This is a genomic window from Flavobacterium sp. HNIBRBA15423 (genome assembly GCF_052655965.1).
Genome location: NZ_CP199751.1, coordinates 3455227 through 3478648, shown reverse-complemented (window position 1 = coordinate 3478648; position 23422 = coordinate 3455227). Strand labels below are relative to the sequence as shown.

The following is a 23422-nucleotide window of genomic DNA, read 5'->3' as shown; positions in this document are numbered from 1 at the left end:
ACTAAACTAATTATGGCAAAGCATTAATTGCAGCAACTAATTGAGCTTCGGTTCCTACAACTGTTTCCCCAAAAGTGAAATTATATATAGCGTTAGTTGTAATAGTAACAGGTTTTATAGCATATCTCCATTGGCCATTTTCTTCTGTTGCAAAAATGATATGACAAGCTAAGCCAACAGGAATTTGACCATAGTGTTCAGAAAACTGACCTGTTACTGCATCATAAGTATCTAATTTTGCTAAAGCATTTCCTTCACCATCATAATGCAAGTAAACAGCACTATTTTGAAAATTGTATCCACTAGGAACAGTTACGAGAATTTGAGTTTTTGGTCCAGGATGACTGTAAAATTTATCTACATTTGTCCACCCAAAACTATTAAAGAAAGCATAATAAGTATTTCCAGCAGTTCCTTGTTCAAGAAAAACGCCACCTTGACCACCTGTTGGATCATTTTGTTCTCTCCAGTCGATATTTCCATCTGCATCTATCGTTCCGTCCCAAAGAGTCATGTCATTTTCAGATTCGGTTAAACTAGCAGGAATTCTTAAATTCATAGCACAATTAAGTGCTAATTGTTGACCATTTTGAGTAGCATTAATATAAAATTCTCCACCAGAGATTAGCATTGCCATATCTCCAGTTGGTAAAACTCCCATAGTTGTTTTGTCGGTAACTAACATGTTTCCACCATCAAAAACTTCAATATATTTAATGTCAATTGTGCCAGTAACTGCATTTCCATTTAAGGTAATACAAGAAGGGTTTATGTCTATTTCTACACCATTTGTAGAAGTGAAGGTCGTAGTACCATTGGTAGCATTTAATTGAAATGTTTGAGTAAGTTCAAGTAAAGCATCTTCTCTTATTGCTGCAAATTCATTTGCTGTTGGTCTTGGATCGCAATCTCCATTACAATCGTTATCATCATTTTTTTCACAACTTATAAAAAGTGTAGTTAATAAACTCAACATCATTGTTGTTTTTAACAACCAGTTTGTTCTTTTTTTTAATAGATTTAATTTTTTCATGATTTCTAAGATTTTAATTTATAGTATATCAACTTTATTTTAGAATTGTTACCTTTTACTAGTAATGCACAATTCAAATTCATTTATAGGTATATCAATCAATCAAAATAATTGTTACCCTTTATTTATTTTAGTATCTATAGATATCTTTATATCTTAGCTAACAAATAAGCAAATATGAGTGAAAAAAAAATACATGAAGATCAATTTTATATTGAAGGTTTAAAGAATAATGATTCTAGCATTATCAATACCATCTATAAAAAATTTGTTCCAAAAGTGGTTCACTATATTAAAATGAATAGTGGAGATGAAGACAATGCTCAAGATGTTATTCAGGAAGTTTTAATTGCCATTTATAAACAAGCCAAAGAGAATAATTTACAATTAACATGTCCATTTGATGCTTATTTTTTCTTATTGTGTAAAAGACGTTGGTTAAACGAATTAAAAAAATCTTCAAATAAAGAGGTAACATTACAAGATGAGAATGTATCTAAAGATGAATCGTTACAAGAAATGCTGTTTCAAACCGAATTATTTACCGAAAAACAAGCCTTATTTGAAAAAATGTTTCAAAAATTAGGAGAAAAATGTCAAGAGGTACTTAAATTAAGTTTTGTAACTAAAACCATGGAAGAAGTAGCTACTAAGTTAAATGTTACTTATGCTTATGTGAGAAAAAAGAAATCACTATGCACAGGTCAATTAACTCAAATGATTCAAGAATCGCCTCAATATGAATCCTTAAAAAATCAATAAGATGCAAGAAGATATGTATGTTATTTTTGAAAATTATTTACTAAATCAAATGACTATAGAAGATAAAATGGAATTTGAAAACCAACTTCTATCTGATGCTGATTTGAATGAAAAGTTTCAATTATATAAACAATTAACTCAATTTCTTGAAAGTAAGTTTTCAAAAGAAACAGATGATTTTAAAAATAATTTGAAGATTATTTCAAAACAGCATGTGTCAAAAGAAGAAAATTTGGATAAATCCAAAGTGGTTCCAATATATTCAAAATGGTTTGCAATTGCTGCAACTGTAGTCGTTTTTATATCAGTATGGTTTTTCATGCAAAATTCAACTCCTAAATATGGAGATTATAATCAGCATGAAAAGGCTTATTTTACAGAAAGAAGTGAAGGAAATGCAAATTTAAAATTAGCCCAAGATGCTTTTAATGAAAAAGAGTATCAAAAGGCAATTGTTTATTTTGAAAAGATTACTAATAAAGATTTAGGAGAAGAAGGGAATTTGTTTTATGCTATTTCATTAATTGAAGCTAATCAGTATAATAAAGCAGAAGCAATTTTGCAAAACATAAAAGAAGATAATTCAGTTTACAAAGAAAAATCAATATGGTATTTAGGATTGTTAAAATTGAAACAAAAGAAATATGACGAATGTAAAGAAATATTAGAAACACTTTCAAAAGAGGCAGAGGAATATGATAAAGCACAAGAAATAGTAAAAAAAATATAAATAATATTGAAAAAGAAAACAAAAAGCTACTGAATAACATTCAGTGGCTTTTTTGGTTTTAAACCAATAAAGATTTTATTTTTGCAGTCTAAATCAAAAGTTTTGAATAATTTACTAAACCTTACCGATACACATACCCATTTATACAGTGAAGAATTTGATCAAGATAGAGATGAAATGATGCAACGTGCTATAAAAGCAGGAGTTTCTCGATTCTTTTTGCCTTCAATAGATTCTAGTTGTACACAAAAAATGTATGAATTGGAAAAACAATATCCCGAACAAATTTTTTTAATGATGGGTTTACATCCTACTTATGTTAAGGAAAATTATTTAGAAGAATTAGCACATGTAGAAAGAGAATTGGCTTCAAAAAAATTTTATGCTGTAGGAGAAATAGGGATTGATTTATATTGGGATAAAACTTTTTTAAAAGAGCAACAGCACGTTTTTCAATATCAAATCCAATTGGCTAAAAAACATAAATTAGCCATTAATATTCATTGTAGAGATGCATTTGATGAGGTTTTTGAAGTTTTAGAAAGTGAAAAAGCAACTGATTTATTTGGAATTTTTCATTGCTTTACTGGTGATTTTAATCAGGCAAAAAAAGCTATTGACTTGAATATGAAACTAGGAATAGGTGGTGTGGCAACATTTAAAAATGGTAAAATTGACCAATTCTTAAGTGAAATAGATTTACAACATATCGTTTTAGAAACAGATTCACCTTATTTAGCACCTGTTCCCCATCGTGGAAAACGTAATGAAAGTAGTTATACTTTGCTGATTGCCCAAAAGTTAGCTGAAATTTACCAAGTTTCAATTGAAGAAATTGCAGAAATAACTACAGCAAATTCAAAAGCAATTTTCGGAATTTAACGATGAATTCATCTTCATTAATTATTTTTTTTGTTCTTTTGTGTATTGATTTTTATTAATATGTCAAAATTCGATAGCATTCGCCCTTATTATGATTCTGAAGTAAATGAAGCCTTGTGTTCCTCATTAAATCATCCTATGTTGAAAGCAATGATGAATTTTACTTTTCCAGAAATGCCAGATGAAGTTTGGAAGGAACAATTAAAAAAAACACATTCTATTCGAGATTTTCAAATTAATTTTGTGTATCAATCGATTCAAAAAGTGCTTGAGAAAAGTTCCGATGGATTAACCACTTCTGGTTTTGAAAAATTAGAAAAAAACACTTCTTATTTATTTATCTCAAATCACAGAGATATTATATTGGATACTTCTTTATTAAACGTTTCTTTGTTTGACCATGGATTAGTTATGACGGCTTCAGCTATTGGGGATAACTTAGTTAAAAAAGATTTCGTATTAAAATTATCCAAATTAAACAGAAATTTTTTGGTTCAAAGAGATCTTTCACCAAGAGAATTATTACAAAGTTCTAAACAAATGTCAGAGTACATGTATCATCTTTTAGCTAAAGAAAATAGATCTGTTTGGATAGCTCAAAGGGAAGGACGTACAAAAGACGGTAATGATGCTACTCATCAAGGAGTTTTAAAAATGGTCGCTATGGCTTCAGATGAAAGTAATGTCATGGATTTTTTAAAGAAGTTAAAAATAGTTCCAGTTTCTATTTCTTACGAGTATGATCCTACTGATGCTTTAAAAATGCCTCAATTATTGGCTCAAGCCAAAGATGAAGTATATATTAAAGAAAAGAATGAAGATTTTATTACATTATTGAGTGGAATAATTGGTCAAAAAAAACACATTCACATTCATGTGGGTAATATTATTGAACAGGAATTAGATATAATTAAAACCAATTGTGACAATACAAATAAGCAAATACAGGCTTTAGCAAATGTAATTGATGATTCTATTCTTCAAAATTATAAATTATGGCCTACTAATTATATAGCTTATGATGTTTTAAATGATACTGAAAAATTCAAAGAATATTATACGGTAGAAGAGAAACAATTATTTCTAAGACGTTTTGAAATGAGAATTGATACTGATAATGTTACTTTAAAAGAAGGTTTTTTAGCCATGTATGCTAATCCTGTTGTTAATAAAATGAAATACCATAATGCCAAATAAGCCCACTATCTTATTAATTTACACTGGAGGAACTATTGGTATGGTGAAAAGTGCTATTTCAGGTGCTTTAAAAGCTTTTAATTTTAAAAAACTACTTAATAAAATACCAGAAATTAAGCTATTAGATTGTGAAATAGATACTATTTCTTTTGAAGAACCAATAGATTCATCTAATATGAATGTGAAATATTGGCAACAAATAGCCTTTATTATACAAGAAAATTTCACAAAATTTGATGGGTTTGTGGTTTTGCATGGTTCAGATACAATGTCTTATAGTGCATCAGCATTGAGTTTTATGCTTGAAAATCTTACAAAACCAGTTATTTTTACAGGTTCGCAACTTCCAATTGGCGATTTAAGGACAGATGCAAAGGAAAATTTAATTACAGCAATACAAATAGCTTCACTTAAGGAAAAAGGAAAATCAGTTATACAAGAAGTTTGTTTGTATTTTGAGTATAAATTATATAGAGGAAATAGAACAACAAAGATAAGTGCAGAACATTTTAATGCATTTGCCTCCCCAAATTTTCCTGAATTAGCAGAATCAGGAGTGCATTTAAAAGTAAATAAAGAAGCAATAATTAAAAATCAAGGCAATAAAACATTAAAAGTTAACCTAGATTTTGATCAAAATGTAGTTATTTTAAAAGTTTTTCCAGGAATTACAGAAAAAGTTATTGATGCAATAATTAATATTGAAAATCTCAAGGGAATAGTTTTAGAAACTTATGGATCTGGTAATGCACCAACAGAAAAATGGTTTTTAGATAAATTACAACAAGCAATAAAAAATAATATTCACGTTATCAATGTAACACAGTGTAGCGGAGGAGCTGTTGCAATGGGGCAATACGAAACAAGTACGCAGTTAAAAAACATAGGAGTTATTTCTGGACTAGATATTACAACGGAAGCAGCTATTACAAAATTGATGTATTTATTAGGACAAAAAGTATCTCATAAGGTGTTCAAAACTATTTTTGAAACTAGCTTAAGAGGAGAAATATAGTAAAAAATGATACTAAAATTTTTATACCTGAGAATTTTTACGTTATTTAGCGCCCTTGAAATTGAAGTATTGTCAATGGAGAGGTGTCCGAGAGGTCGAAGGAGCATGCCTGGAAAGTATGTATGCCCCTAAAGGGTATCGAGGGTTCGAATCCCTTCCTCTCCGCAGGAATAAAATATTTTTAATTTCATAAATAATTTTATACATTTAACCCAATTAACTAATTAAATTAAGAACAAAAGCGATGAAAAGATTATTTTCTATTTTAGCAATCACAGGGCTTATGACTTTTGGTAACATTCAAGCTCAAGAACCTACTGAAGCAGATACAACTGCAACAGCTACTGAACAAGTTGATGTAGCAACTGATGAAGCAGTGACATCTGACGAAGTAACATCTGAAGAAGAAGTTGTTGAGGAAGTTGTTGCCACAACTGATGACGAAGCTACTTTCACTCAAAAAATGAAACAACGTTTTATTGAAGGTGGTCCTGGATTTATGGGAATTGTATTAATCTGTTTGATTTTAGGATTAGCAATTGCTATTGAAAGAATTATTTATTTAAATCTTTCTACTACAAACTCTAAAAAATTAATTTCTGACGTAGAAGATGCTTTAAAATCAGGTGGTGTAGAAGCTGCTAAAGAAGTTTGTAGAAATACTTCTGGTCCTGTTGCATCTATCTTCTATCAAGGTTTAGACAGACAAGCTCATGGAATTGATTCTGCTGAGAAAGCTGTTGTAGCTTATGGTGGAGTACAAATGGGACAATTAGAGAAAAATGTTTCTTGGATATCTTTATTTATCGCATTAGCACCGATGTTAGGATTCATGGGAACAGTAATTGGTATGATTGAGGCGTTTGACCAAATTCAGTCTGCTGGATCTATGGAGCCATCATTAGTAGCTGGAGGTATTAAAGTTGCCTTATTAACAACAGTATTTGGTCTTATTGTAGCTATTATTTTACAAGTATTTTATAACTATATTATCGCTAAAATCGATTCTATCGTTAATGATATGGAAGATGCATCAATTAGCTTAATTGATATCTTGTCTGATTACAGAAAATAATAACTAAAAAAAGACAATTCTCATGAATTTACACAAGTTAACAAAAATTGCAGCTATTGTCATTGCAGTATTAGGAGTTCTACTTTTAGGATTACTTATGGCTTCTAATGATGATGGTGCAGAAAATAAATGGATTACACCTTTAATTTATTTATCTTATATTGTACTTGCAGTTTGCATTGGTATTGTATTGATATATGTTTTAAAGAATTTGTTTTCCGACAAAGATAATTTAAAGAAGACTTTAATTTCAGTTGCTTTATTTGCGGCAGTAATCTTGGTTTCATACCTTTTTGCAAGTGGAGGAGAAGTTAAAGCTAATGGAGAAGTTTACTCTGGTTCAACAACAAAATTAGTTGGAGCTGGATTAAATGCTTTTTACATCCTTACAGTTGTTGCAATTGGAACAATGGTATGGAGTGGATTCACTAAATTTAAAAAATAATTATGGCAAAAAGAGAAGCACCAGAGGTAAATGCTGGTTCTATGGCAGATATTGCTTTCCTTCTTTTAATCTTCTTCTTGGTCACAACTACCATTGGAGTTGATCAAGGAATCAATAGATTATTGCCTAGATATGAAGAAAATCCACCAGTTCCACCTATTAATGAAAGAAATATTATGCGTGTTCTTGTGAACAGGGATAATCAACTTTTAGTTAATGAAAAGCCAATGGATATAAGAGAATTAAGACAAGCTGCTATAGAATTTTTAGATAATAATGGAAAGCAAGAATGTTCTTATTGTCAAGGAAAGAAAGATCCAAATTCATCTGATGGTCCTGATGAAGCAGTTATCTCTTTAATGAATGATGGCCAAACAACATACGAAACTTATATAGCTGTTCAGAATGAACTTGTAGCTGCTTACTATTTTTTAAGAGATAGAGAGAGTATGAGACGTTTTAATAGGAAATATACAGAGATTGAGTATGTAGCAAACGATCCAGCATCGAAAGCACAAGAAGGTTTAGTAGAAGAATTACAACCTAAGGTTAAATTAATTCAAGATCTATATCCAATGAGGCTTTCAGAAGCAGAACCTAGAAAGAACTAATAACCCTTTAAGTTTTAGAAACTATGTCTAAATTTAAAAAGAAAAAATCAGGTGGTACACCTGGAATTTCCACAGCATCATTACCAGATATTGTATTTATGCTTTTGTTCTTCTTTATGACTGCTACTACAATGAAGGATAGTGATTTGATGATTGAGAACAGATTGCCTAAAGCAGACCAAACTGCAAAATTACATAAGAAGGAATTTCTTATGTACATTTATGTTGGAAAGCCAAAACAAGGTTATGCTTCTTTAGGATCTTCAGATCGTATTCAATTAAATGATAAAATTTCATCTGTTTCAGATTTAAGAGGTTTTGTTATTGCAGAAAGAGCTAGTAGAAATTCTGAAGCTGAGAAATATTTAACTGCTTCTTTAAAAATTGATAAAGAAGTAAGAATGGGATTGATACAAGATATCAAAACCGAATTACGTAAAGTTGAACAATTAAAAGTTAACTATACAACAAATAAAGGTAATCCTTTAGAGTAATTAATCTTTTCATTTAAATATATAAAAGGTACGCAATGCGTGCCTTTTTTTATTAATTTTATAAAATAATTTAAATTCTTTATAAGAATGAGTAGGCTAATCCTATTAATCAATTTACTAATTGTTTTTTTTTCTTATTCACAAGAAGGAGAAAGAACTATTCCAGTAGATTCACTTTTCAGAGAAGATCAATTTTATTTCTCAGTAACTTATAATCTGTTGAGAAATACTCCAAATGGCTATTCTCAATACTCTTTTTCTTCTGGTTTAACTTTTGGATTTTTAAGAGATATTCCCTTTTCAAAGAATAGAGAATGGGCTGTAGGGCTAGGTTTAGGATATTCATATAATGATATAAAGCATAATTTAAAAATTGCAAATTTAGAGTCTTCTCAGCAAAATGTATATAGTATAGATGATTCGTACAATAAAAGTAAATTAAGGTTGCATTATTTAGAATTGCCTTTAGAAATTCGTTGGAGGAATGCAAGTTATGAAAGTCACAAGTTTTGGAGAGTTTACACTGGTTTTAAGATTAGCTATTTATTTGCCAGTAAAAGCATTTTTGAGTCCAATACAGAAAGTTACAAAATCAAGAATAGTAATGAGCTTACAAAGCTTCAATATGGACCTTATTTGAGTGTTGGTTATAATACAATTAACCTTTATGCTTATTATGGTTTAAAATCTAATTTTGACAATGCTAAAATTGGAGAAAGTAAATTGCAATTAAATTCTTTTAATGTTGGTTTTATCTTTTATATTTTATAACCAATAATGCCAAAAAATTACTTGAGATAAAATACCAATGCAACTACCAATAATAAGTTCTATTGGAGTGTGTGATTTCATATATAATCTAGATGAGGCAACAAAACCTACAGAAACAATCATAAAGGCTACACTATTATTTAAAGGCAATTGCAAATGAAGGCTCGTTGCATAAATAAATGTGGCTAGTGAGCAAACTGCAATCATGTGTAGGCTGGCTTTAAATTTAAGTATTATTGCTATAAAAGCTAGTAATGAACTTAAAAATCCTCCTAAAAAGAAATAGTATAATTCTGGTAAATTGTCAAATGAGGAGCTAAATCTTATTAGTATAAACAATAAAACAGCCTGAATCATTATAGGAATTTTACGCTCTTTTAAACTGGCTTCTGTAAAAGATTTTACAAGACCTATGGAAAAAAACAAATAGTATAGTGATAAAGGTAATAATAAAGTTAAAATTCCTACTTGTAAAAGTATCATATAAAATGCAGTTGTATAAACATACATTTGAGATACTAAAAAATAAAAAATTGTACCATATAAAGAAATGAATATTGGATGATAGACATAAGAGAAAAATGGTAGAATTTTTTTTAAATCCATTTAGGTAAACTTATATTTTTTTTCTCAATCGAGCGACAGGAATATCCAGTAGTTCTCTATATTTAGCAACAGTTCGTCTAGCAATAGGATATCCTTTTTCTTTTAAAATCTCAGCTAATTTATCATCAGGTAGTGGTTTTTTCTTATCCTCTTCGTTAATGACGACTTCTAGTATTTTTTTTATTTCTATAGTTGAGACATCTTCACCTTGATCATTTTTCATTGCTTCGCTAAAGAAGTCTTTAATTAATTTTGTACCATAAGGAGTATCAACATACTTACTATTGGCAACTCTAGATATAGTAGAAATATCAAGACCAATTAAATCTGCAATGTCTTTTAAAATCATTGGTTTTAATTTGGTTTCATCACCATCTAAAAAGTATTCTTGTTGATAATACATAATGGCATTCATCGTTACGTATAATGTTTCTTGACGCTGTCTTATAGCATCAATAAACCATTTTGCTGAATCTAATTTTTGTTTGATAAATTGAACAGCATCTTTTTGAGCATTCGATTTGTCAGAAGTAACTTTGTAGCTTTGTAGCATTTCCTGATAATCTTTTGAAACATGAAGTTCAGGAGCATTTCTTCCATTTAATAAAAGTTCTAACTCACCATCTACAATTTTTATGGTAAAGTCTGGAACTATATGTTCAATAGGTTTTTGATTACCATCATAAGCACCACCTGGTTTAGGATTTAATTTTTCAATTTCATCAATTATCTTTCTTAATTGATCTTTGGAAATTTCATATTTTTGAAGCAATTTCTCATAATGTTTTTTTGAAAAAGCATCAAACTGATTTTCGATAACATCAATAGCTAATTCAATAGAGTCGGTTGGTGTTTTATGTTTTAGTTGTAACAATAAACATTCTTGTAAATCTCTAGCAGCTACACCTGAAGGTTCTAATTCTTGAACTATTCCAAGAATTCTAGAAACTGTAGCTTCATCAGTATAAATTCCTTGTGTAAAGGCTAAATCATCTACAATATCTTGAATATTTCTTCTAATATATCCCATGTCATCTATACTGCCCACTAAAAATTCGGCAATATCTCTTTCTTCATCTGAAAGGATAAAAGTATTTAATTGATTTAGTAAATCTTGATGAAAAGTTACACCCGCAATAAAAGGCATGCTGTTATCTTCATCGTCGTCACTATAGTTATTGGTTTGATATTTATAATCAGGTGTTTCGTCGTTACTTAAATATTCGTCAATATTAATGTCTTCAGCTTCAATTCGTTCTCCTTCATAGTCGTCATAATCCTCATTATTGGAAATGTCATCATACTCATCATATTCTGAACTTTCTTCTTTGCCATTTTCAAGTGCAGGATTCTCTACTAATTCTTCTTGAAGACGTTGTTCAAATGCCTGAGTAGGTAATTGAATTAACTTCATCAACTGTATTTGTTGAGGAGATAATTTTTGAGATAATTTGAATTGTAAACTTTGTTTTAACATTGTGAATTGGGATCGTAAAAACTATTAATCGTTTAGTCGAATAAACAAATATACAACTAAACGATTAAATTTGGAATATTAAAATTCTGCGTTTTGTGGAGTTCTTGGGAAAGGAATTACATCACGAATATTAGTCATTCCAGTAACGAATAAAACTAATCTTTCAAATCCTAATCCAAATCCTGAGTGAACAGCTGAACCAAAGCGTCTTGTGTCTAAATACCACCATAATTCTTCTTCTTCAATACCAAGAGCTTTCATTTTTTCAATTAATACATCTAAACGCTCTTCTCTTTGTGAACCACCTACTATTTCACCAATTCCAGGGAAAAGAATGTCCATGGCTCTAACGGTTTCTCCGTCTTCGTTTAAACGCATGTAAAAAGCTTTAATTTTTGCTGGATAATCAAACAAAATTACTGGACATTTAAAGTGTTTCTCTACTAAGAATCTTTCGTGCTCACTTTGAAGATCTGCACCCCATTCATCAATGATATAATTGAATTTTTTATTTTTGTTTGGCTTACTACTTTTTAAAATATCAATAGCTTCTGTGTAAGATACTCGCTTGAAATTATTTTCTAATACAAAATTTAATTTTTGTAAAAGACTCATTTCACTACGTTCTGTTTGTGGTTTTGATTTTTCTTCTTCTAAAAGTCTTCCTTCTAAGAATTTTAAATCGTCTTCACATTTATCTAAAGTATATTTTATTACATGTTTAATAAAATCTTCGGCTAAATCCATATTAGCAGCTAAATCATTGAATGCTACTTCAGGTTCAATCATCCAAAATTCTGCTAAATGTCTTGATGTATTTGAATTCTCAGCTCTAAAAGTTGGTCCAAAAGTATATACTTGACCTAAGGCCATAGCATAAGTTTCAGCTTCAAGTTGACCAGAAACAGTAAGGTTGGTTTCTTTACCAAAGAAATCTTCTTTGTAGTCTACTTTTCCTTCTTCATTTCTTGGTGTTCCATCAAAAGGTAATGCAGTTACTTTGAACATTTCTCCAGCACCTTCTGCATCTGAACCTGTAATAATAGGAGTATTTACATATACAAAACCTTTTTCTTGAAAATATTGATGTACTGCAAATGATAACACAGAACGAACTCTCATTACTGCACTAAACGTATTTGTTCTTACTCTTAAATGTGCATTTTCACGAAGAAATTCTAAAGAATGTTTTTTGGGCTGAATAGGATATTTTTCTGCATCACTGTCTCCTAAAATCTCAATTTTAGAAACTTGTATTTCTACCGTTTGTCCTTTTCCTTGGCTTTCTTGTAAATTACCAGTTACAGAAATAGCTGCACCAGTAGTAATTCTTTTTAAAGTTTCTTCTGGTGTGTTTGCAAAATCAACAACACATTGAATATTATTTATAGTTGACCCATCATTTAAGGCAATAAACTGATTGTTTCTAAAAGTTCTTACCCAGCCTTTAGCAGTTACTTCTTGTAATGTTTTTGTGTTATTTAATAGGTCTACAACTTTAATATGTTTCATTTTGTAAAAATTTAATATGCAAATATAAAATTATTCGTTTTTAGTTTCAATATCTTCTTTGTCTTCTGCCAAAATATCTATTGTGGGTTGTACAAATTCTTGCTCATTGGCAATGGAACGCTCTAATGAAAGTAACAAAGCGGGTAAGAAAATTAAGTTGGATAACATAGCAAATAGTAATGTTGTTGCAACTAATCCTCCTAAAGCAATTGTTCCTCCAAAACTAGAAAGTGTAAAAACCGAAAATCCAAAGAATAATACTACAGAAGTATAAAGCATACTTACTCCAGCATCTTTTACAGTATTATAAACCGATTTTTTAATTCTCCAATTATTAGCAATTAATTCTTGTCTGTACTTAGCTAAGAAATGTATAGTATCATCTACAGAAATACCAAAAGCAATACTAAAAACTAGTATAGTAGATGGTTTAATAGGTACACCTAAAAAGCCCATTAATCCAGCGGTTATAATAAGAGGAAGTATATTAGGTAATAAAGATATAATAATCATTTTAAAAGAACGAAACAAGTAAGCCATCAATAATGAAATAAGGAAAATAGCAAACAATAATGATATTACTAAATTTTGAACCAAATAATGGGTTCCTTTTTCAAAAATATATGCTTTTCCAGTTATGGATACATTATACCTTTCTTTCGGAAAAAGTTTATCAATTTTTTGAGCCAACCTTTCTTCTGTATGCTTCATTTTGTCTGTTCCAATGTCTCTCATGAAAGTAGTGATTCGAACAAATTGACCTGTACTGTCTATGTAGCTTTTTAGAAGATTTTCTTTTCCTTTTCCTGTAGAATTTTTTATGTAAGAGAGAATAAAAACTTCTTCTTGTTTGGTAGGAAGTTCATAATACTTTGGGTTTCCATTATAATATGTTTGCTTAGCATATTTTAATAAATTTACTAAGGAAACTGGTTTTGAGAGCTCTGGAATTTCTTCAATGGTTTCTTGAAGTTCATTTATTCTTTTTAATGTTGCCGATTTTAAAGCTCCTTTTGGACGCTTAGTGTCAATCATTATTTCTAATGGCATTACACCGTCAAATTCTTTTTCGTAGAAACGAATATCTTCGAAAAAGCCAGTGTTCTTTGGCATATCTTCAATAATGCTTCCAGAAATTTTCATTTGGTTAATCCCAATGATTCCAAAAATTAATAATCCAACTGCAACAGAATAAATGGCAATAGTTTTCTTCTTAATAGTAATTAATATCCAATCAATAAAAAACTGAATGTAATTTTTCTCTAAATGTGCCAAATGCTTGTCTTTAGGTAATGGCATATAACTATAGAGAATAGGTATAATTATTAGACTTAAAAAGAATAAAAATATAATATTTAATGAGGCAATGATACCAAATTCTTTTAGCAAATCACTATCAGTAATAATAAAGGTTGCAAACCCAGCTGCTGTAGTAAGGTTTGTCATTAAAGTAGCGTTACCTACTCTAGAAATTACACGTTGTAAAGATTTCGCTTTATTACCATGTTTTTTAATTTCTTGTTGGTATTTGTTAATTAAGAAAATACAATTTGGTATACCAATAACGATAATTAAAGGAGGAATAATGGCTGTTAAAACAGTTATTTCATAATTTAATAATCCAATAGTTCCAAACGACCACATTACAGCTATGATTACGATAATCATAGAAATTATAGTGGCTCTAAAACTTCTAAAGAAAAAGAAAAAAAGTAATGATGTAATTCCTAAGGCTGCACCAACAAAAAGGCCAATTTCACTAAGAATACTTTGTGAATTAAGCGTTCTGATATAAGGCATTCCAGATATTTTTAAATCAATACCTGAAGCCTTCTCAAAAGCTTCTATTTTTTCTTTACTTAGATATTTGTTTACAAATTTCTTTCTTTCTGGAGTGTTTACTACATCTTTGTCTATATAGATAGCAAATCGAACGGCTCCTGACTCTTTATTAAACAACATGTTTTCATAAAAAGGTAAATTATTAAAGAGCTCGTCTTTTTTTTCTTTTAAATATGCATCCGATATTAATTTATTATTAACAAAAGGAACTAGTTTGAATTTTTGATTTAAGGTATCTTTTTTAAGTACTTTTAAATCACTAATTGAGAGTGTTAAGTCAACTGCTTTGTCTTTTTTTATTTCATTAATGAAGTCTTCCCAAAGTCTTACATTTTTTTCAGTAAAAAAAGAATCATCTTTAAATCCAATAACAATAAGATTTCCTTCTTCTCCAAATTTTTCTAGGAAAAGATTATATTGAATTGTAACTTCATGATCTTTAGGAAGTATGTTTGCTTCTGTATAGGTTAATCGGATTTTTTGCCACTGAAATGCCATAAACAAAGTAAAGAGCACTAAAGCAACTAAAAGGCCTATTCTGTTTCGTAATATTTTGGTAGCAATAAAATCCCAAAAACTGGTCGTTAGCCATTTAATCATCATCGAAAAATTAGAGCGCAAAGGTAATGATTCTTACTCAATTACTTAGGGTACAATGAAAAGATTTAAGGAAATTTTAAAACCCTAAATCAATAAAATAGGAAATTTTTAAAGCAATGTTGTCTTCAAAAGTGGGTAACTGATTAGGTCCATATCTGTAAAATGCAGTTAAACCTAAACCCCTAAATAGTTTATTACATTCAACACCACTTTCAAAAAAACCATTTTCTAAGGAATTAAACGGTAAGCCCATGTGTTTATTTTCTTTGTTGATTTTTCCCCATGCAAATCGGGTTACAAAAGAAAATTCTGGATTAATACGATATCCCAAACGTATTCTATTAAAGGTGTGTTTTAATTGTAAAGACACATATTTGTCTGAGAAAAATTCGTTGAAATACATGGTCTCAAAACTGTTTTTACCTGCAAATGTTATTCTTTGTAAGAGAGCATCTCTATTTAAATTATTTGGTTGTAAACTATATAAATGCGTTAGAGGAACATCTCCAAATGCTATTCCTGTTTGAAAAAGAACAGAGCTAGATTGTCCAGATAAATAGGAGATTTCATAAAAAGTTTTGAAATCTATTTTGGTAAAATTAAAATCATTGTTTAAAACTCCTGGAATAGTTTGAGTTACTTGAAAGGATAACTTAGGATGTCTTTTTTCTATTTCAATTCTGCTTTTTGGAGTTTGCATAAAATTACTATATGGATTCCATTGAAAAGCAAGTTGGGCAGCTGTAATTGTATATTCGCTATAGTTAATATCATTATTTACGAATGTATAATCAAATTTTGGATTGATACTATTTCTTGATAATGAAAAATAAGCGTCAGTTTTGGGAAAATATTTACTTTCGACAAAAACAGAAGCACTTCTATTTTCATAAAAAGTAGAAATATTAATAGGTCTAGGGTCATATATTTTAAAACGTCTTGGGTCGGTTGCAAATGTTATCTGGGAAATTTCATTTAAATCATCTGAATAGGAAGCACTTACCCAAGTTTCAGATAGAGGTTCTAGTAAGTAGGAAGGTGTGATTCCAAATTTAAAAGCTTCATCTTTTAGACCATAAGCGCCATAGAAAGCAACTTTATAATTTTCAGATAATTTATCATTGGTAACACCACCTAATCCTAATCGGAATCCTTCGAAATTATTGTATTTTACTAAACTTCTTAAATCGACATCAATATAGCTTATCGGATAATATCCATTTAGTATTTTTTTTCCAAGAAAAATTTTTCTTTCTAAGTTTTTTGATTCCGATAAACTATCTAAAGAAGTATAGGTTCTAAGTTTTCTTTTGTCGATAGTGTCTTTTGCAAATTTTTTCCAATAGCTATTTTCTCTTTTTAAACCGTCTTTTTCAATTGAAATTTTAATTCCTTTATTATGAATCATGACTGGTTTATTTAATTCAATATCAAAAGGAGTAGATTCAATAATTAAGTAAACTTGGTCAGTTGCATTGGTATTTGGACTAGGGTCTAATGAAGAGCTGAATTTTATAGTATTTCCTAATATCTTAATATCATCTACATTGTTTCCTTTTAAAACGGTAATTTTTCTTTTTTTAGGAAACCAAAGATTCTCTTTTTCTTGGTAATCAAAAGTATAATCGGCATTAATGTATACAATACCGTAAATTCTGTAATAGGCTTTGGCAATAGCAAAAGTTTCAGCATCAATGTACAACAAACCTCTTAAACGACTTGATTTTAATTTTTTAGGTTGAAAGAAAATTTTATACGTCTTTCTGTTTTGAATCGTTAATGAATCAATCATGTAAAAATTATACAAATGACGACCATAATTTGAAATAGGATTTCTTACTGGAGTTTCCATAATTTCAAAAGGGTTTTCATATACCGAATAGGAAAGTAAATTGAGTCCTAAGTATTCATATAAAGGTTCTTTAAAACCAGCCATTCTTGAAGCTATTACTGTTTCTTTGTAGCCTTTTTTATTGTATTGAATAAGATTCACTTTTTCAGTTTGATACAAGTGGTTTTTTTCTATGAGTTTTTTGAATTTGTAATTACTAGAATCTAATTCAATTTTTCTTTTACCAAAAAGTGTCTTCTTGTATATAGGTTCTATTTTGCTTGAGATAGAATCTGGATTGGCAGTAACTAATAAATTTTCGTAGTTTTTATATTGAAAACTTTCTAAAGCTTTTTCAGGTTGGTTTAGCTTTTTATTGTCAATTACCTTTTTTATGATTTTATTTACTTTATTGTCGGTGTAAATTTCAACTTTTTCAAAAGTATTTACATCTATTGCCATTTTAATAATGACTAATTCTTGCCCTCTGGAAATATATACGTTTTTTGTTTGATAACCTTTGTATTTTATTACTAAAGGTTTGTCATATTCTTTAATGTCTAACTCAAACTTTCCTTCCCAATTTGTAGTAATGGTTTTATTAAGATATTCCACTTTGCAAAAGGCTAGTGGAACTCTACTATCGATATCTATTATTTGTGCTTTAATTTTGTTTTGACCAAATGAAATAGCAGTACTAAGTAAAACAAACCAAAAAAAGATGTATCTCATTAAAAAATATTTGATGATGTTACAAACTTACACAAAATTCCAACGTATTGAAATAAGATTTACTAATGATTAACATTTGAAATAAAAAATCCCGAAACAAATCGGGATTTTATGAGTTTTTATTTCTTCCATGGTGTTTCACCATCGACTTCTTTTATACTTATAATTTCACTAGAGAAAAAAATGCCTTTCTCAAGTTCTTTTACTTCTAGCTCGATTTCAACTTTTTTATTTTGTTGTTGTAAATCTTTTAAAGTATATGAACTAATTTTTTCATATTCTTTTTTTGGAATGAATATTTTTTTAATATCATTGTCCACTTTAAGTTGTAATGAGGGGTTTTCTAATAAATTATGTTTTTTTAAGATTGTGAAATAGTCAATAATTTCATTTTTAGTTGATATGTTGTTCTTCTCAACACTATCTAACATTATTTCAATTTTACTAACATCTTCTTTGGATATTCCTGATGAAGATGAAATAGTTACAAGTTTAAAAAATAAGTCACCATATATGAAATCATTCTTTTTTGTGCAAACTGTTGCTATTATAATTAAAATTAGAAATATTATTTTTTTATCAGTAGTAGGCGAGAACAAGTAATCCATTGTTATACACAGTCTTTTTATAATAAACTAAACGTTAAAAAATAGCGATATCCTCCTTGGTTTATCATTATCCAAGCTCTCAATTTGTCCGTTTCAGGCTCAAATAACAAAACTCCTAATGGGTTTTCAGGTTCTTCTTTACGGTAGTATGCAAAAACATTATTGTCTTTTGTATACATTTTTTCTCCTCCAACAGTTTCTAGTTTAGTTTTTTCTTCTTCGAATGGCTCATAAATTTTATGATTTTTATAAAATCTCACAGGTTTTGCATCAAGATTCTCCAATCCAATACTATCAACTGTTTTTTTGAAATAATAGAAAAGTGTATCAAATGCTACTATTCTTCTTTCTCTTCTTTCAGAAACAGTATCGTTTAGTACATAGTTAAAGAAGATATACTTATTGAACAAACTGTCTTTTGAAATTTCAGTTTTTTCTTTTTTATAGACGTAATTAGCTAATTCCTTTAGTTTTATATACTGAGTTTTATCATTTTCAGTCCAATTTTCGGTATTATTTTGTCCAAATCCTAAACTTGTTGTTAATAAAATAAGTCCAATTAATATTCTTTGCATTTCGGTTTTCATATTGTTTACAATTTTAATTTTTCAGAGATTCTTAAAAAGGTCAAATAAATTAAAAAGAGAGTTAACATTAAATATATCATTACTGGAACTGTATATTCCCAATGTTTAATAAATTTACTATTGAATGTATAAAATAAATAGAAATACTGTATAGTTAGTCCTATAAAAGCAATATATTTCTTTTTATTAAAAAAAAGAAAAAAACTTATTATTGTTATAAAAGAAATCATTGGCTCAATTAATAACGAAATACTAATTGGCTCAATTTCTAATACAAGAAAGAAATTCCAAATAACTAATAGTAGCGATATAAAATTCACAAATGCTATCTTACCTGGATAAACAATTAATAAAAAGGATAGTAATGATATAATTTTAATTATTTTTATCTTATTCATAATGATTTAATTACAGTTATTATATGGTGCACTACCACCGTTGGTGTTTTTTGTAGCTCCATTTGGAGTGGTCATATTGGACAAAACCACACCTAGAGTTCCAGGAGTTTGACCACTCCATGAAGTTGGAGATTCACAACTAGGAATGTCAATTCCTGTTTGAGATTCAAATGCCATAATTGCAATATCTGTACAGTTATTAGTTCCAATATTATATATAGGATTATTATTTGCAATAGATACAAAACTATTAATTAAATTAGTTAATGAATTTGCATTAATTGGAATTGACAAACTTATATCATAATCATGACCTTCATCATTTCCAAATATTCCTGTCGTTGAAAAAAAATCTGTAGGATTAGGTGTTAAATTGTTTGGCAAAACCGACCCAGCAGAACTAATAGGATAAAAACCAAAAGTCTTAACTTTTACTCCTTGTCTTATTGATATAAAAGCATGACCTACTCCATTTGCAGTTGTGAAAATTGCATGACTACCCCTATTAGGCTGATCGGCATAAATAGTTATTACTGCACTTTGTGAGGTATTAAAACAACTTAAATAACCTTCCATGTCAGTAATGGCTACATTTGGACCTTCAACCACTATTTGATTTATATTCATAGGAGTATAAACTCTTCCTCTATGAACGATTTGTTTTTCATCACCTTCAGGTGAATCACATGGATAAGGAATATTTTGATAGGTTACAGTTGTTCCAAGATATCTTGAATATCCAAAAGTTATATCTATAACATTACCAGCTCCATCTTCCCATTGATAATAAATATCTTCATAAGTTTCTGTTCTTATAGTAACAACGTGATTACAAGGAACGATTTTGCTTGCTGTTGGATTACTATTTGCTTTATGATTTAGAAAGTATACAAGTTCATCTAACGCAGAACTTTTATTAGTTGAAGTAGCCAAACCATCGTAAAAACCTATTTGTCCAATATATTCTCCTTTAATGTCATAAATATTAGAATAACCAGAGAAAGAAGTAGTATTTAATAAACTTAAAGGAGATTCTACCATGTTTTTAGAAAAGGTATAGTTTTCTAACAAGTATCCTTTGAAATTATTTTTAGTATTTGTAACCAATAATGAATAGCTTATTTCAGACTTTACAAAATCGGATTCTAATTTTGTTTTATTTATTTCTTCAATTTTATATTCGTAGATTTTTTTATCTTCTATTACTAGAGTAGTAATTTCTACAAAATCACTTTTTAAGTTATTAGAAATGTTTGAATTTTTAGATTTTGATAAATCAAAGTTTTCTTGTAAAAAGGAAATTTCATGAATGTCCTTTTGTGATGTTATTCCTTCTTCTTCTTCTTCTTTACTACAACTGATTATAGATAAAAATAAAATGGCTACTAAATGCCAACTGTTTTTTTTCATGTTTTACTTTTTTAAAATTTACAATGCAAACATAAATTGTAAACTTTTAATAGAATTCTCAAAAAGATAGATTATAAAATATTGAGATATTATTTTTTAAATTCTTTAGGTGATAATCCAGTATGTTTTTTAAATGCTCTATAGAAACTTGCATTAGAGTTAAAACCTGCCTCAAGACCAATAGCACTAATAGTATAATTAGAATATTCTATATTCTGTATCATTTTTTTTGCTTGTTCAACTCTTAGTTTGTTAACATAATCATTAAATTTTATTTCTTGAGAATTTATTTCTTGAGAATTTATTACTTGAGATAAGTAACTGGAATTTGTATTAATATTTTCTGCAACAAATTCCAAACTCAAATTTGGATTAAAGAAATTCTGTGAGACAAAATCTTCAAAATTTTCAAATAAATTGTCAGTTTTGGTCTTTGTTGAATTAGTGTTAATTTCTTTTATTGTATTTTTTCTAATTTCTTTTCTTTCATGAAATATATTTGATTGAAAAAGTCCAGTATAAGAAAGCCAATATATTATTACAGTAATGCAAATCCATAGAGGATAAAAAATTGTAGTTTCATTATTTGAATTATAATAGGAGAAAAAAATAATTCCTCCTAACCAAATCATACAAGTAGTTATGCCAGTTTTCAGGATATTCGTTAACCATCTAGTCTTTGCTTTTACATTTTCGCTATTTTCTTTTCTCTTTTCATATTTTTTTACAAGCAAAAATGATTTAATGATTAAGAATATTGAAAAAAGAAAACAAAATATTTCTTCGTAAAATGATGTTCCAAGAATTTTCGTATTTGAATGTAAAAAAGCATTTTTAAAAGGATTAGATGTATACAATAGAATTTTTAATGTAAAATCTAAGAGGAATGGTATTGTTAAAAGGATGATTTTTTTATTTGAAATTTTGATTTCTAAATATTGGTTAACAAAAAGATAAAACATTGGAATTATTAGAAATTCTGTTGGTATTCTTATAAAATTTAAAAATGGGAATTGTAAGTACAACTTAGAATCAATAAACCAATGTTGTAAATTGCTAATGGATAATGAAAAAGAAGTGAAAGCTAAAAAAAGATTAGTTGTATTATAGAGCTTTTTATTGAAAATTATTATAAATCCAAAGACAAATCCTTGAATTATTCCCATAAGTATTATGAGATTAAAAATATTTAGGTTTAAATTTTCCATGGTTAATAGTGCAGAAATATAAAAGTTTGAACAGCAGATAGATTTTCAAATGCAAAAATAAACAGCTTGTATGTTAAAACTGTTGCAATAAAAATACCTTTTTTGTTAAATTTAAAAAGATGTTTTTTAATCTGATTATCAAATAAAAAATCCCGAAATAAATCGGGATTTTATGAGTTTTATAAAAAGGTAAAAACCTATACTTTCATTATTTCTGCTTCTTTCACAACTAAATGATCATCAATTTTTTTAATGTAAGCATCTGTTAATTTTTGAATATCTTCTTCTGCTTTTTTGCAAATATCTTCTGAAGTTCCGTTTTTTTCTTCTTTTTTAATATCAGTATTAGCATCTTTACGAGCATTGCGAATACCTATTTTTGCATCTTCAGCTTCTGATTTAGCTTGTTTTACTAAATCACGTCTTCTTTCTTCCGTTAAAGCAGGAATGTTTATAATAATGTTTTCTCCATTGTTCATTGGGTTTAACCCAAGATTAGCAATCATAATTGCTTTTTCAATAGGTTGAAGCATGTTTTTTTCCCATGGAGTTACAGTTAATGTTCTTGCATCTGGAGCATTAATATTGGCAACCTGAGATAAGGGAGTTTGTGAACCATAATAATCTACAAAAACACCACCTAACATTTGTGGAGATGCTTTACCAGCTCTAATGTTTAAAAATTCTTTTTCTAAATGAGCAATAGAACCTTCCATGGATTCTTTAGCACTGTCTATTATAAAATTAATTTCTTCAGTCATTTTTTAGATATTTTGATTTTTTAGATATTTTGATTTTTTCGAATAATCGAGCCATCAAGTAATCGAACTCTGTCTATTTATATCGTTACTGTTGTTCCTATGGTTTGTCCTTCACATACTTTTAATAAATTCCCCTTTTTGTTCATGTCAAAAACAATAATAGGTAATTTATTTTCTTGACTTAATGTAAAAGCTGTTGTGTCCATTACATTTAATCCTTTGGCTAATACATCTTCAAAAGAAATATAATCAAATTTTACAGCATTTGCATCTTTTTCTGGATCTGCAGTATAAACACCGTCTACACGAGTTCCTTTTAAAATTACGTCAGCATGTACTTCAACTCCTCTTAAAACCGCTGCTGTGTCTGTTGTAAAATATGGATTTCCTGTTCCTGCACCAAAAATAACAATTCTTCCTTTTTCTAGGTGTCTTGTTGCACGTCTTTTAATATAAGGTTCAGCAATAGCTTCAATTTTTAAAGCAGTTTGTAAACGTGTTTGCATTCCTGCATCTTCTAGAGCACCTTGTAATGCCATACCATTAATAACAGTTGCAAGCATTCCCATATAATCTCCTTGCACACGATCCATTCCATTACTTGCTCCAGCAACACCTCTGAAAATATTTCCTCCTCCTATGACAACAGCAATTTCAACTCCTTTATTATGAATTTCTTTAATTTCTTGTGCATATTCAGCTAGACGTTTTGGGTCAATTCCATATTGTCTATCTCCCATTAGAGCTTCACCACTTAATTTCAGGAGAATTCTTTTATATTTCATTAGATCGTGTGTTTATTTTGTGATGCAAATATAAATATATATCTACAGAA

Annotated in this window: 22 protein-coding genes and 1 tRNA gene; 11 read left to right on the top strand and 12 right to left on the bottom strand. The window is 28.8% G+C overall.

The window, feature by feature from the left end:
* Positions 1–10: 10 nt before the first annotated feature.
* Positions 11–1033, bottom strand: coding sequence for a hypothetical protein (locus ACULEV_RS15580; protein ID WP_445455966.1), 1023 nt, complete (start codon positions 1031–1033; stop codon positions 11–13).
* A 177-nt stretch (positions 1034–1210) separates the two neighbouring features.
* On the opposite strand from ACULEV_RS15580, the gene ACULEV_RS15575 reads away from it, so the two are divergent.
* The 11 genes from ACULEV_RS15575 (at position 1211) to ACULEV_RS15525 (ending at position 9015) form a co-directional block, all read left to right on the top strand.
* Positions 1211–1795, top strand: a complete 585-nt coding sequence (locus tag ACULEV_RS15575) for an RNA polymerase sigma factor (protein ID WP_445455965.1) — start codon at positions 1211–1213, stop codon at positions 1793–1795.
* 1 nt (position 1796) lies between these two features.
* A complete protein-coding gene (locus ACULEV_RS15570; protein ID WP_445455964.1) occupies positions 1797–2525 on the top strand; it encodes a tetratricopeptide repeat protein in 729 nt (242 codons plus the stop codon).
* Positions 2526–2627: 102 nt separating this feature from the next.
* Positions 2628–3407 carry a TatD family hydrolase gene (locus ACULEV_RS15565; RefSeq protein WP_445455963.1) on the top strand — a complete coding sequence of 260 codons (780 nt, stop codon included), beginning with the start codon at positions 2628–2630 and terminating at the stop codon, positions 3405–3407.
* Positions 3408–3467: 60 nt separating this feature from the next.
* Positions 3468–4604 carry a 1-acyl-sn-glycerol-3-phosphate acyltransferase gene (locus ACULEV_RS15560; protein ID WP_445455962.1) on the top strand — a complete coding sequence of 379 codons (1137 nt, stop codon included), beginning with the start codon at positions 3468–3470 and terminating at the stop codon, positions 4602–4604.
* Complete coding sequence (locus ACULEV_RS15555) at positions 4594–5619, top strand: asparaginase (protein ID WP_445455961.1); 1026 nt, start codon at positions 4594–4596, stop codon at positions 5617–5619. The genes ACULEV_RS15560 and ACULEV_RS15555 overlap by 11 nt, the downstream gene beginning before the upstream one ends.
* Positions 5620–5696: 77 nt before the next feature.
* Positions 5697–5784, top strand: a tRNA-Ser gene (locus ACULEV_RS15550).
* A 79-nt stretch (positions 5785–5863) separates the two neighbouring features.
* Complete coding sequence (locus ACULEV_RS15545) at positions 5864–6694, top strand: MotA/TolQ/ExbB proton channel family protein (RefSeq protein ID WP_445455960.1); 831 nt, start codon at positions 5864–5866, stop codon at positions 6692–6694.
* 22 nt (positions 6695–6716) lie between these two features.
* On the top strand, positions 6717–7139 hold the full coding sequence (locus ACULEV_RS15540) for a hypothetical protein (protein ID WP_445455959.1): 423 nt from the start codon (positions 6717–6719) through the stop codon (positions 7137–7139).
* A 2-nt stretch (positions 7140–7141) separates the two neighbouring features.
* A complete protein-coding gene (locus tag ACULEV_RS15535; RefSeq protein WP_445455958.1) occupies positions 7142–7750 on the top strand; it encodes an ExbD/TolR family protein in 609 nt (202 codons plus the stop codon).
* 23 nt (positions 7751–7773) lie between these two features.
* Positions 7774–8244: an ExbD/TolR family protein gene (locus ACULEV_RS15530; protein WP_445455957.1), complete on the top strand. Its 471-nt coding sequence runs from the start codon at positions 7774–7776 to the stop codon at positions 8242–8244.
* An 87-nt stretch (positions 8245–8331) separates the two neighbouring features.
* Positions 8332–9015: a porin family protein gene (locus tag ACULEV_RS15525; protein WP_445455956.1), complete on the top strand. Its 684-nt coding sequence runs from the start codon at positions 8332–8334 to the stop codon at positions 9013–9015.
* Here ACULEV_RS15525 and ACULEV_RS15520 read toward each other — a convergent pair.
* The 11 genes from ACULEV_RS15520 to pyrH form a co-directional block, all read right to left on the bottom strand.
* A complete protein-coding gene (locus ACULEV_RS15520; protein ID WP_445455955.1) occupies positions 9010–9621 on the bottom strand; it encodes a hypothetical protein in 612 nt (203 codons plus the stop codon). The two genes, ACULEV_RS15525 and ACULEV_RS15520, sit on opposite strands and share 6 nt — an antisense overlap.
* Before the next feature lie 10 nt (positions 9622–9631).
* Positions 9632–11098 carry an RNA polymerase factor sigma-54 gene (gene rpoN / locus ACULEV_RS15515; RefSeq protein WP_445455954.1) on the bottom strand — a complete coding sequence of 489 codons (1467 nt, stop codon included), beginning with the start codon at positions 11096–11098 and terminating at the stop codon, positions 9632–9634.
* A gap of 78 nt (positions 11099–11176) precedes the next feature.
* The gene (asnS, locus tag ACULEV_RS15510) at positions 11177–12610 is read right to left on the bottom strand and encodes an asparagine--tRNA ligase (RefSeq protein ID WP_445455953.1); all 1434 of its coding nucleotides are present in this window, start codon (positions 12608–12610) and stop codon (positions 11177–11179) included.
* A 30-nt stretch (positions 12611–12640) separates the two neighbouring features.
* A complete protein-coding gene (locus ACULEV_RS15505) occupies positions 12641–15052 on the bottom strand; it encodes an efflux RND transporter permease subunit (protein ID WP_445455952.1) in 2412 nt (803 codons plus the stop codon).
* A 76-nt stretch (positions 15053–15128) separates the two neighbouring features.
* Positions 15129–17615, bottom strand: coding sequence for a DUF5686 family protein (locus tag ACULEV_RS15500; RefSeq protein ID WP_445455951.1), 2487 nt, complete (start codon positions 17613–17615; stop codon positions 15129–15131).
* A 119-nt stretch (positions 17616–17734) separates the two neighbouring features.
* Positions 17735–18223 carry a hypothetical protein gene (locus tag ACULEV_RS15495; protein WP_445455950.1) on the bottom strand — a complete coding sequence of 163 codons (489 nt, stop codon included), beginning with the start codon at positions 18221–18223 and terminating at the stop codon, positions 17735–17737.
* Positions 18224–18240: 17 nt separating this feature from the next.
* A complete protein-coding gene (locus ACULEV_RS15490) occupies positions 18241–18810 on the bottom strand; it encodes a hypothetical protein (protein WP_445455949.1) in 570 nt (189 codons plus the stop codon).
* Between the two features lie 404 nt (positions 18811–19214).
* Positions 19215–20618: a hypothetical protein gene (locus ACULEV_RS15485; protein ID WP_445455948.1), complete on the bottom strand. Its 1404-nt coding sequence runs from the start codon at positions 20616–20618 to the stop codon at positions 19215–19217.
* 89 nt (positions 20619–20707) lie between these two features.
* The gene (locus ACULEV_RS15480; protein ID WP_445455947.1) at positions 20708–21784 is read right to left on the bottom strand and encodes a helix-turn-helix domain-containing protein; all 1077 of its coding nucleotides are present in this window, start codon (positions 21782–21784) and stop codon (positions 20708–20710) included.
* Between the two features lie 239 nt (positions 21785–22023).
* On the bottom strand, positions 22024–22587 hold the full coding sequence (frr, locus tag ACULEV_RS15475; protein ID WP_445455946.1) for a ribosome recycling factor: 564 nt from the start codon (positions 22585–22587) through the stop codon (positions 22024–22026).
* Positions 22588–22664: 77 nt separating this feature from the next.
* The gene (gene pyrH / locus ACULEV_RS15470) at positions 22665–23372 is read right to left on the bottom strand and encodes a UMP kinase (protein ID WP_445455945.1); all 708 of its coding nucleotides are present in this window, start codon (positions 23370–23372) and stop codon (positions 22665–22667) included.
* Between the last annotated feature and the right edge of the window lie 50 nt (positions 23373–23422).

What these genes read in the sequence shown, in the direction of transcription:
- ACULEV_RS15580 (WP_445455966.1), bottom strand. Translation starts at nt 1,033, where the DNA reads ATGAAAAAATTAAATCTATTAAAAAAAAGAACAAACTGGTTGTTAAAA.
- ACULEV_RS15575 (WP_445455965.1), top strand. Translation starts at nt 1,211, where the DNA reads ATGAGTGAAAAAAAAATACATGAAGATCAATTTTATATTGAAGGTTTA.
- ACULEV_RS15570 (WP_445455964.1), top strand. Translation starts at nt 1,797, where the DNA reads ATGCAAGAAGATATGTATGTTATTTTTGAAAATTATTTACTAAATCAA.
- ACULEV_RS15560 (WP_445455962.1), top strand. Translation starts at nt 3,468, where the DNA reads ATGTCAAAATTCGATAGCATTCGCCCTTATTATGATTCTGAAGTAAAT.
- ACULEV_RS15555 (WP_445455961.1), top strand. Translation starts at nt 4,594, where the DNA reads ATGCCAAATAAGCCCACTATCTTATTAATTTACACTGGAGGAACTATT.
- ACULEV_RS15545 (WP_445455960.1), top strand. Translation starts at nt 5,864, where the DNA reads ATGAAAAGATTATTTTCTATTTTAGCAATCACAGGGCTTATGACTTTT.
- ACULEV_RS15540 (WP_445455959.1), top strand. Translation starts at nt 6,717, where the DNA reads ATGAATTTACACAAGTTAACAAAAATTGCAGCTATTGTCATTGCAGTA.
- ACULEV_RS15535 (WP_445455958.1), top strand. Translation starts at nt 7,142, where the DNA reads ATGGCAAAAAGAGAAGCACCAGAGGTAAATGCTGGTTCTATGGCAGAT.
- ACULEV_RS15530 (WP_445455957.1), top strand. Translation starts at nt 7,774, where the DNA reads ATGTCTAAATTTAAAAAGAAAAAATCAGGTGGTACACCTGGAATTTCC.
- ACULEV_RS15525 (WP_445455956.1), top strand. Translation starts at nt 8,332, where the DNA reads ATGAGTAGGCTAATCCTATTAATCAATTTACTAATTGTTTTTTTTTCT.
- ACULEV_RS15520 (WP_445455955.1), bottom strand. Translation starts at nt 9,621, where the DNA reads ATGGATTTAAAAAAAATTCTACCATTTTTCTCTTATGTCTATCATCCA.
- rpoN (WP_445455954.1), bottom strand. Translation starts at nt 11,098, where the DNA reads ATGTTAAAACAAAGTTTACAATTCAAATTATCTCAAAAATTATCTCCT.
- asnS (WP_445455953.1), bottom strand. Translation starts at nt 12,610, where the DNA reads ATGAAACATATTAAAGTTGTAGACCTATTAAATAACACAAAAACATTA.
- ACULEV_RS15505 (WP_445455952.1), bottom strand. Translation starts at nt 15,052, where the DNA reads ATGATTAAATGGCTAACGACCAGTTTTTGGGATTTTATTGCTACCAAA.
- ACULEV_RS15500 (WP_445455951.1), bottom strand. Translation starts at nt 17,615, where the DNA reads ATGAGATACATCTTTTTTTGGTTTGTTTTACTTAGTACTGCTATTTCA.
- ACULEV_RS15495 (WP_445455950.1), bottom strand. Translation starts at nt 18,223, where the DNA reads ATGGATTACTTGTTCTCGCCTACTACTGATAAAAAAATAATATTTCTA.
- ACULEV_RS15490 (WP_445455949.1), bottom strand. Translation starts at nt 18,810, where the DNA reads ATGAAAACCGAAATGCAAAGAATATTAATTGGACTTATTTTATTAACA.
- ACULEV_RS15485 (WP_445455948.1), bottom strand. Translation starts at nt 20,618, where the DNA reads ATGAAAAAAAACAGTTGGCATTTAGTAGCCATTTTATTTTTATCTATA.
- ACULEV_RS15480 (WP_445455947.1), bottom strand. Translation starts at nt 21,784, where the DNA reads ATGGGAATAATTCAAGGATTTGTCTTTGGATTTATAATAATTTTCAAT.
- frr (WP_445455946.1), bottom strand. Translation starts at nt 22,587, where the DNA reads ATGACTGAAGAAATTAATTTTATAATAGACAGTGCTAAAGAATCCATG.
- pyrH (WP_445455945.1), bottom strand. Translation starts at nt 23,372, where the DNA reads ATGAAATATAAAAGAATTCTCCTGAAATTAAGTGGTGAAGCTCTAATG.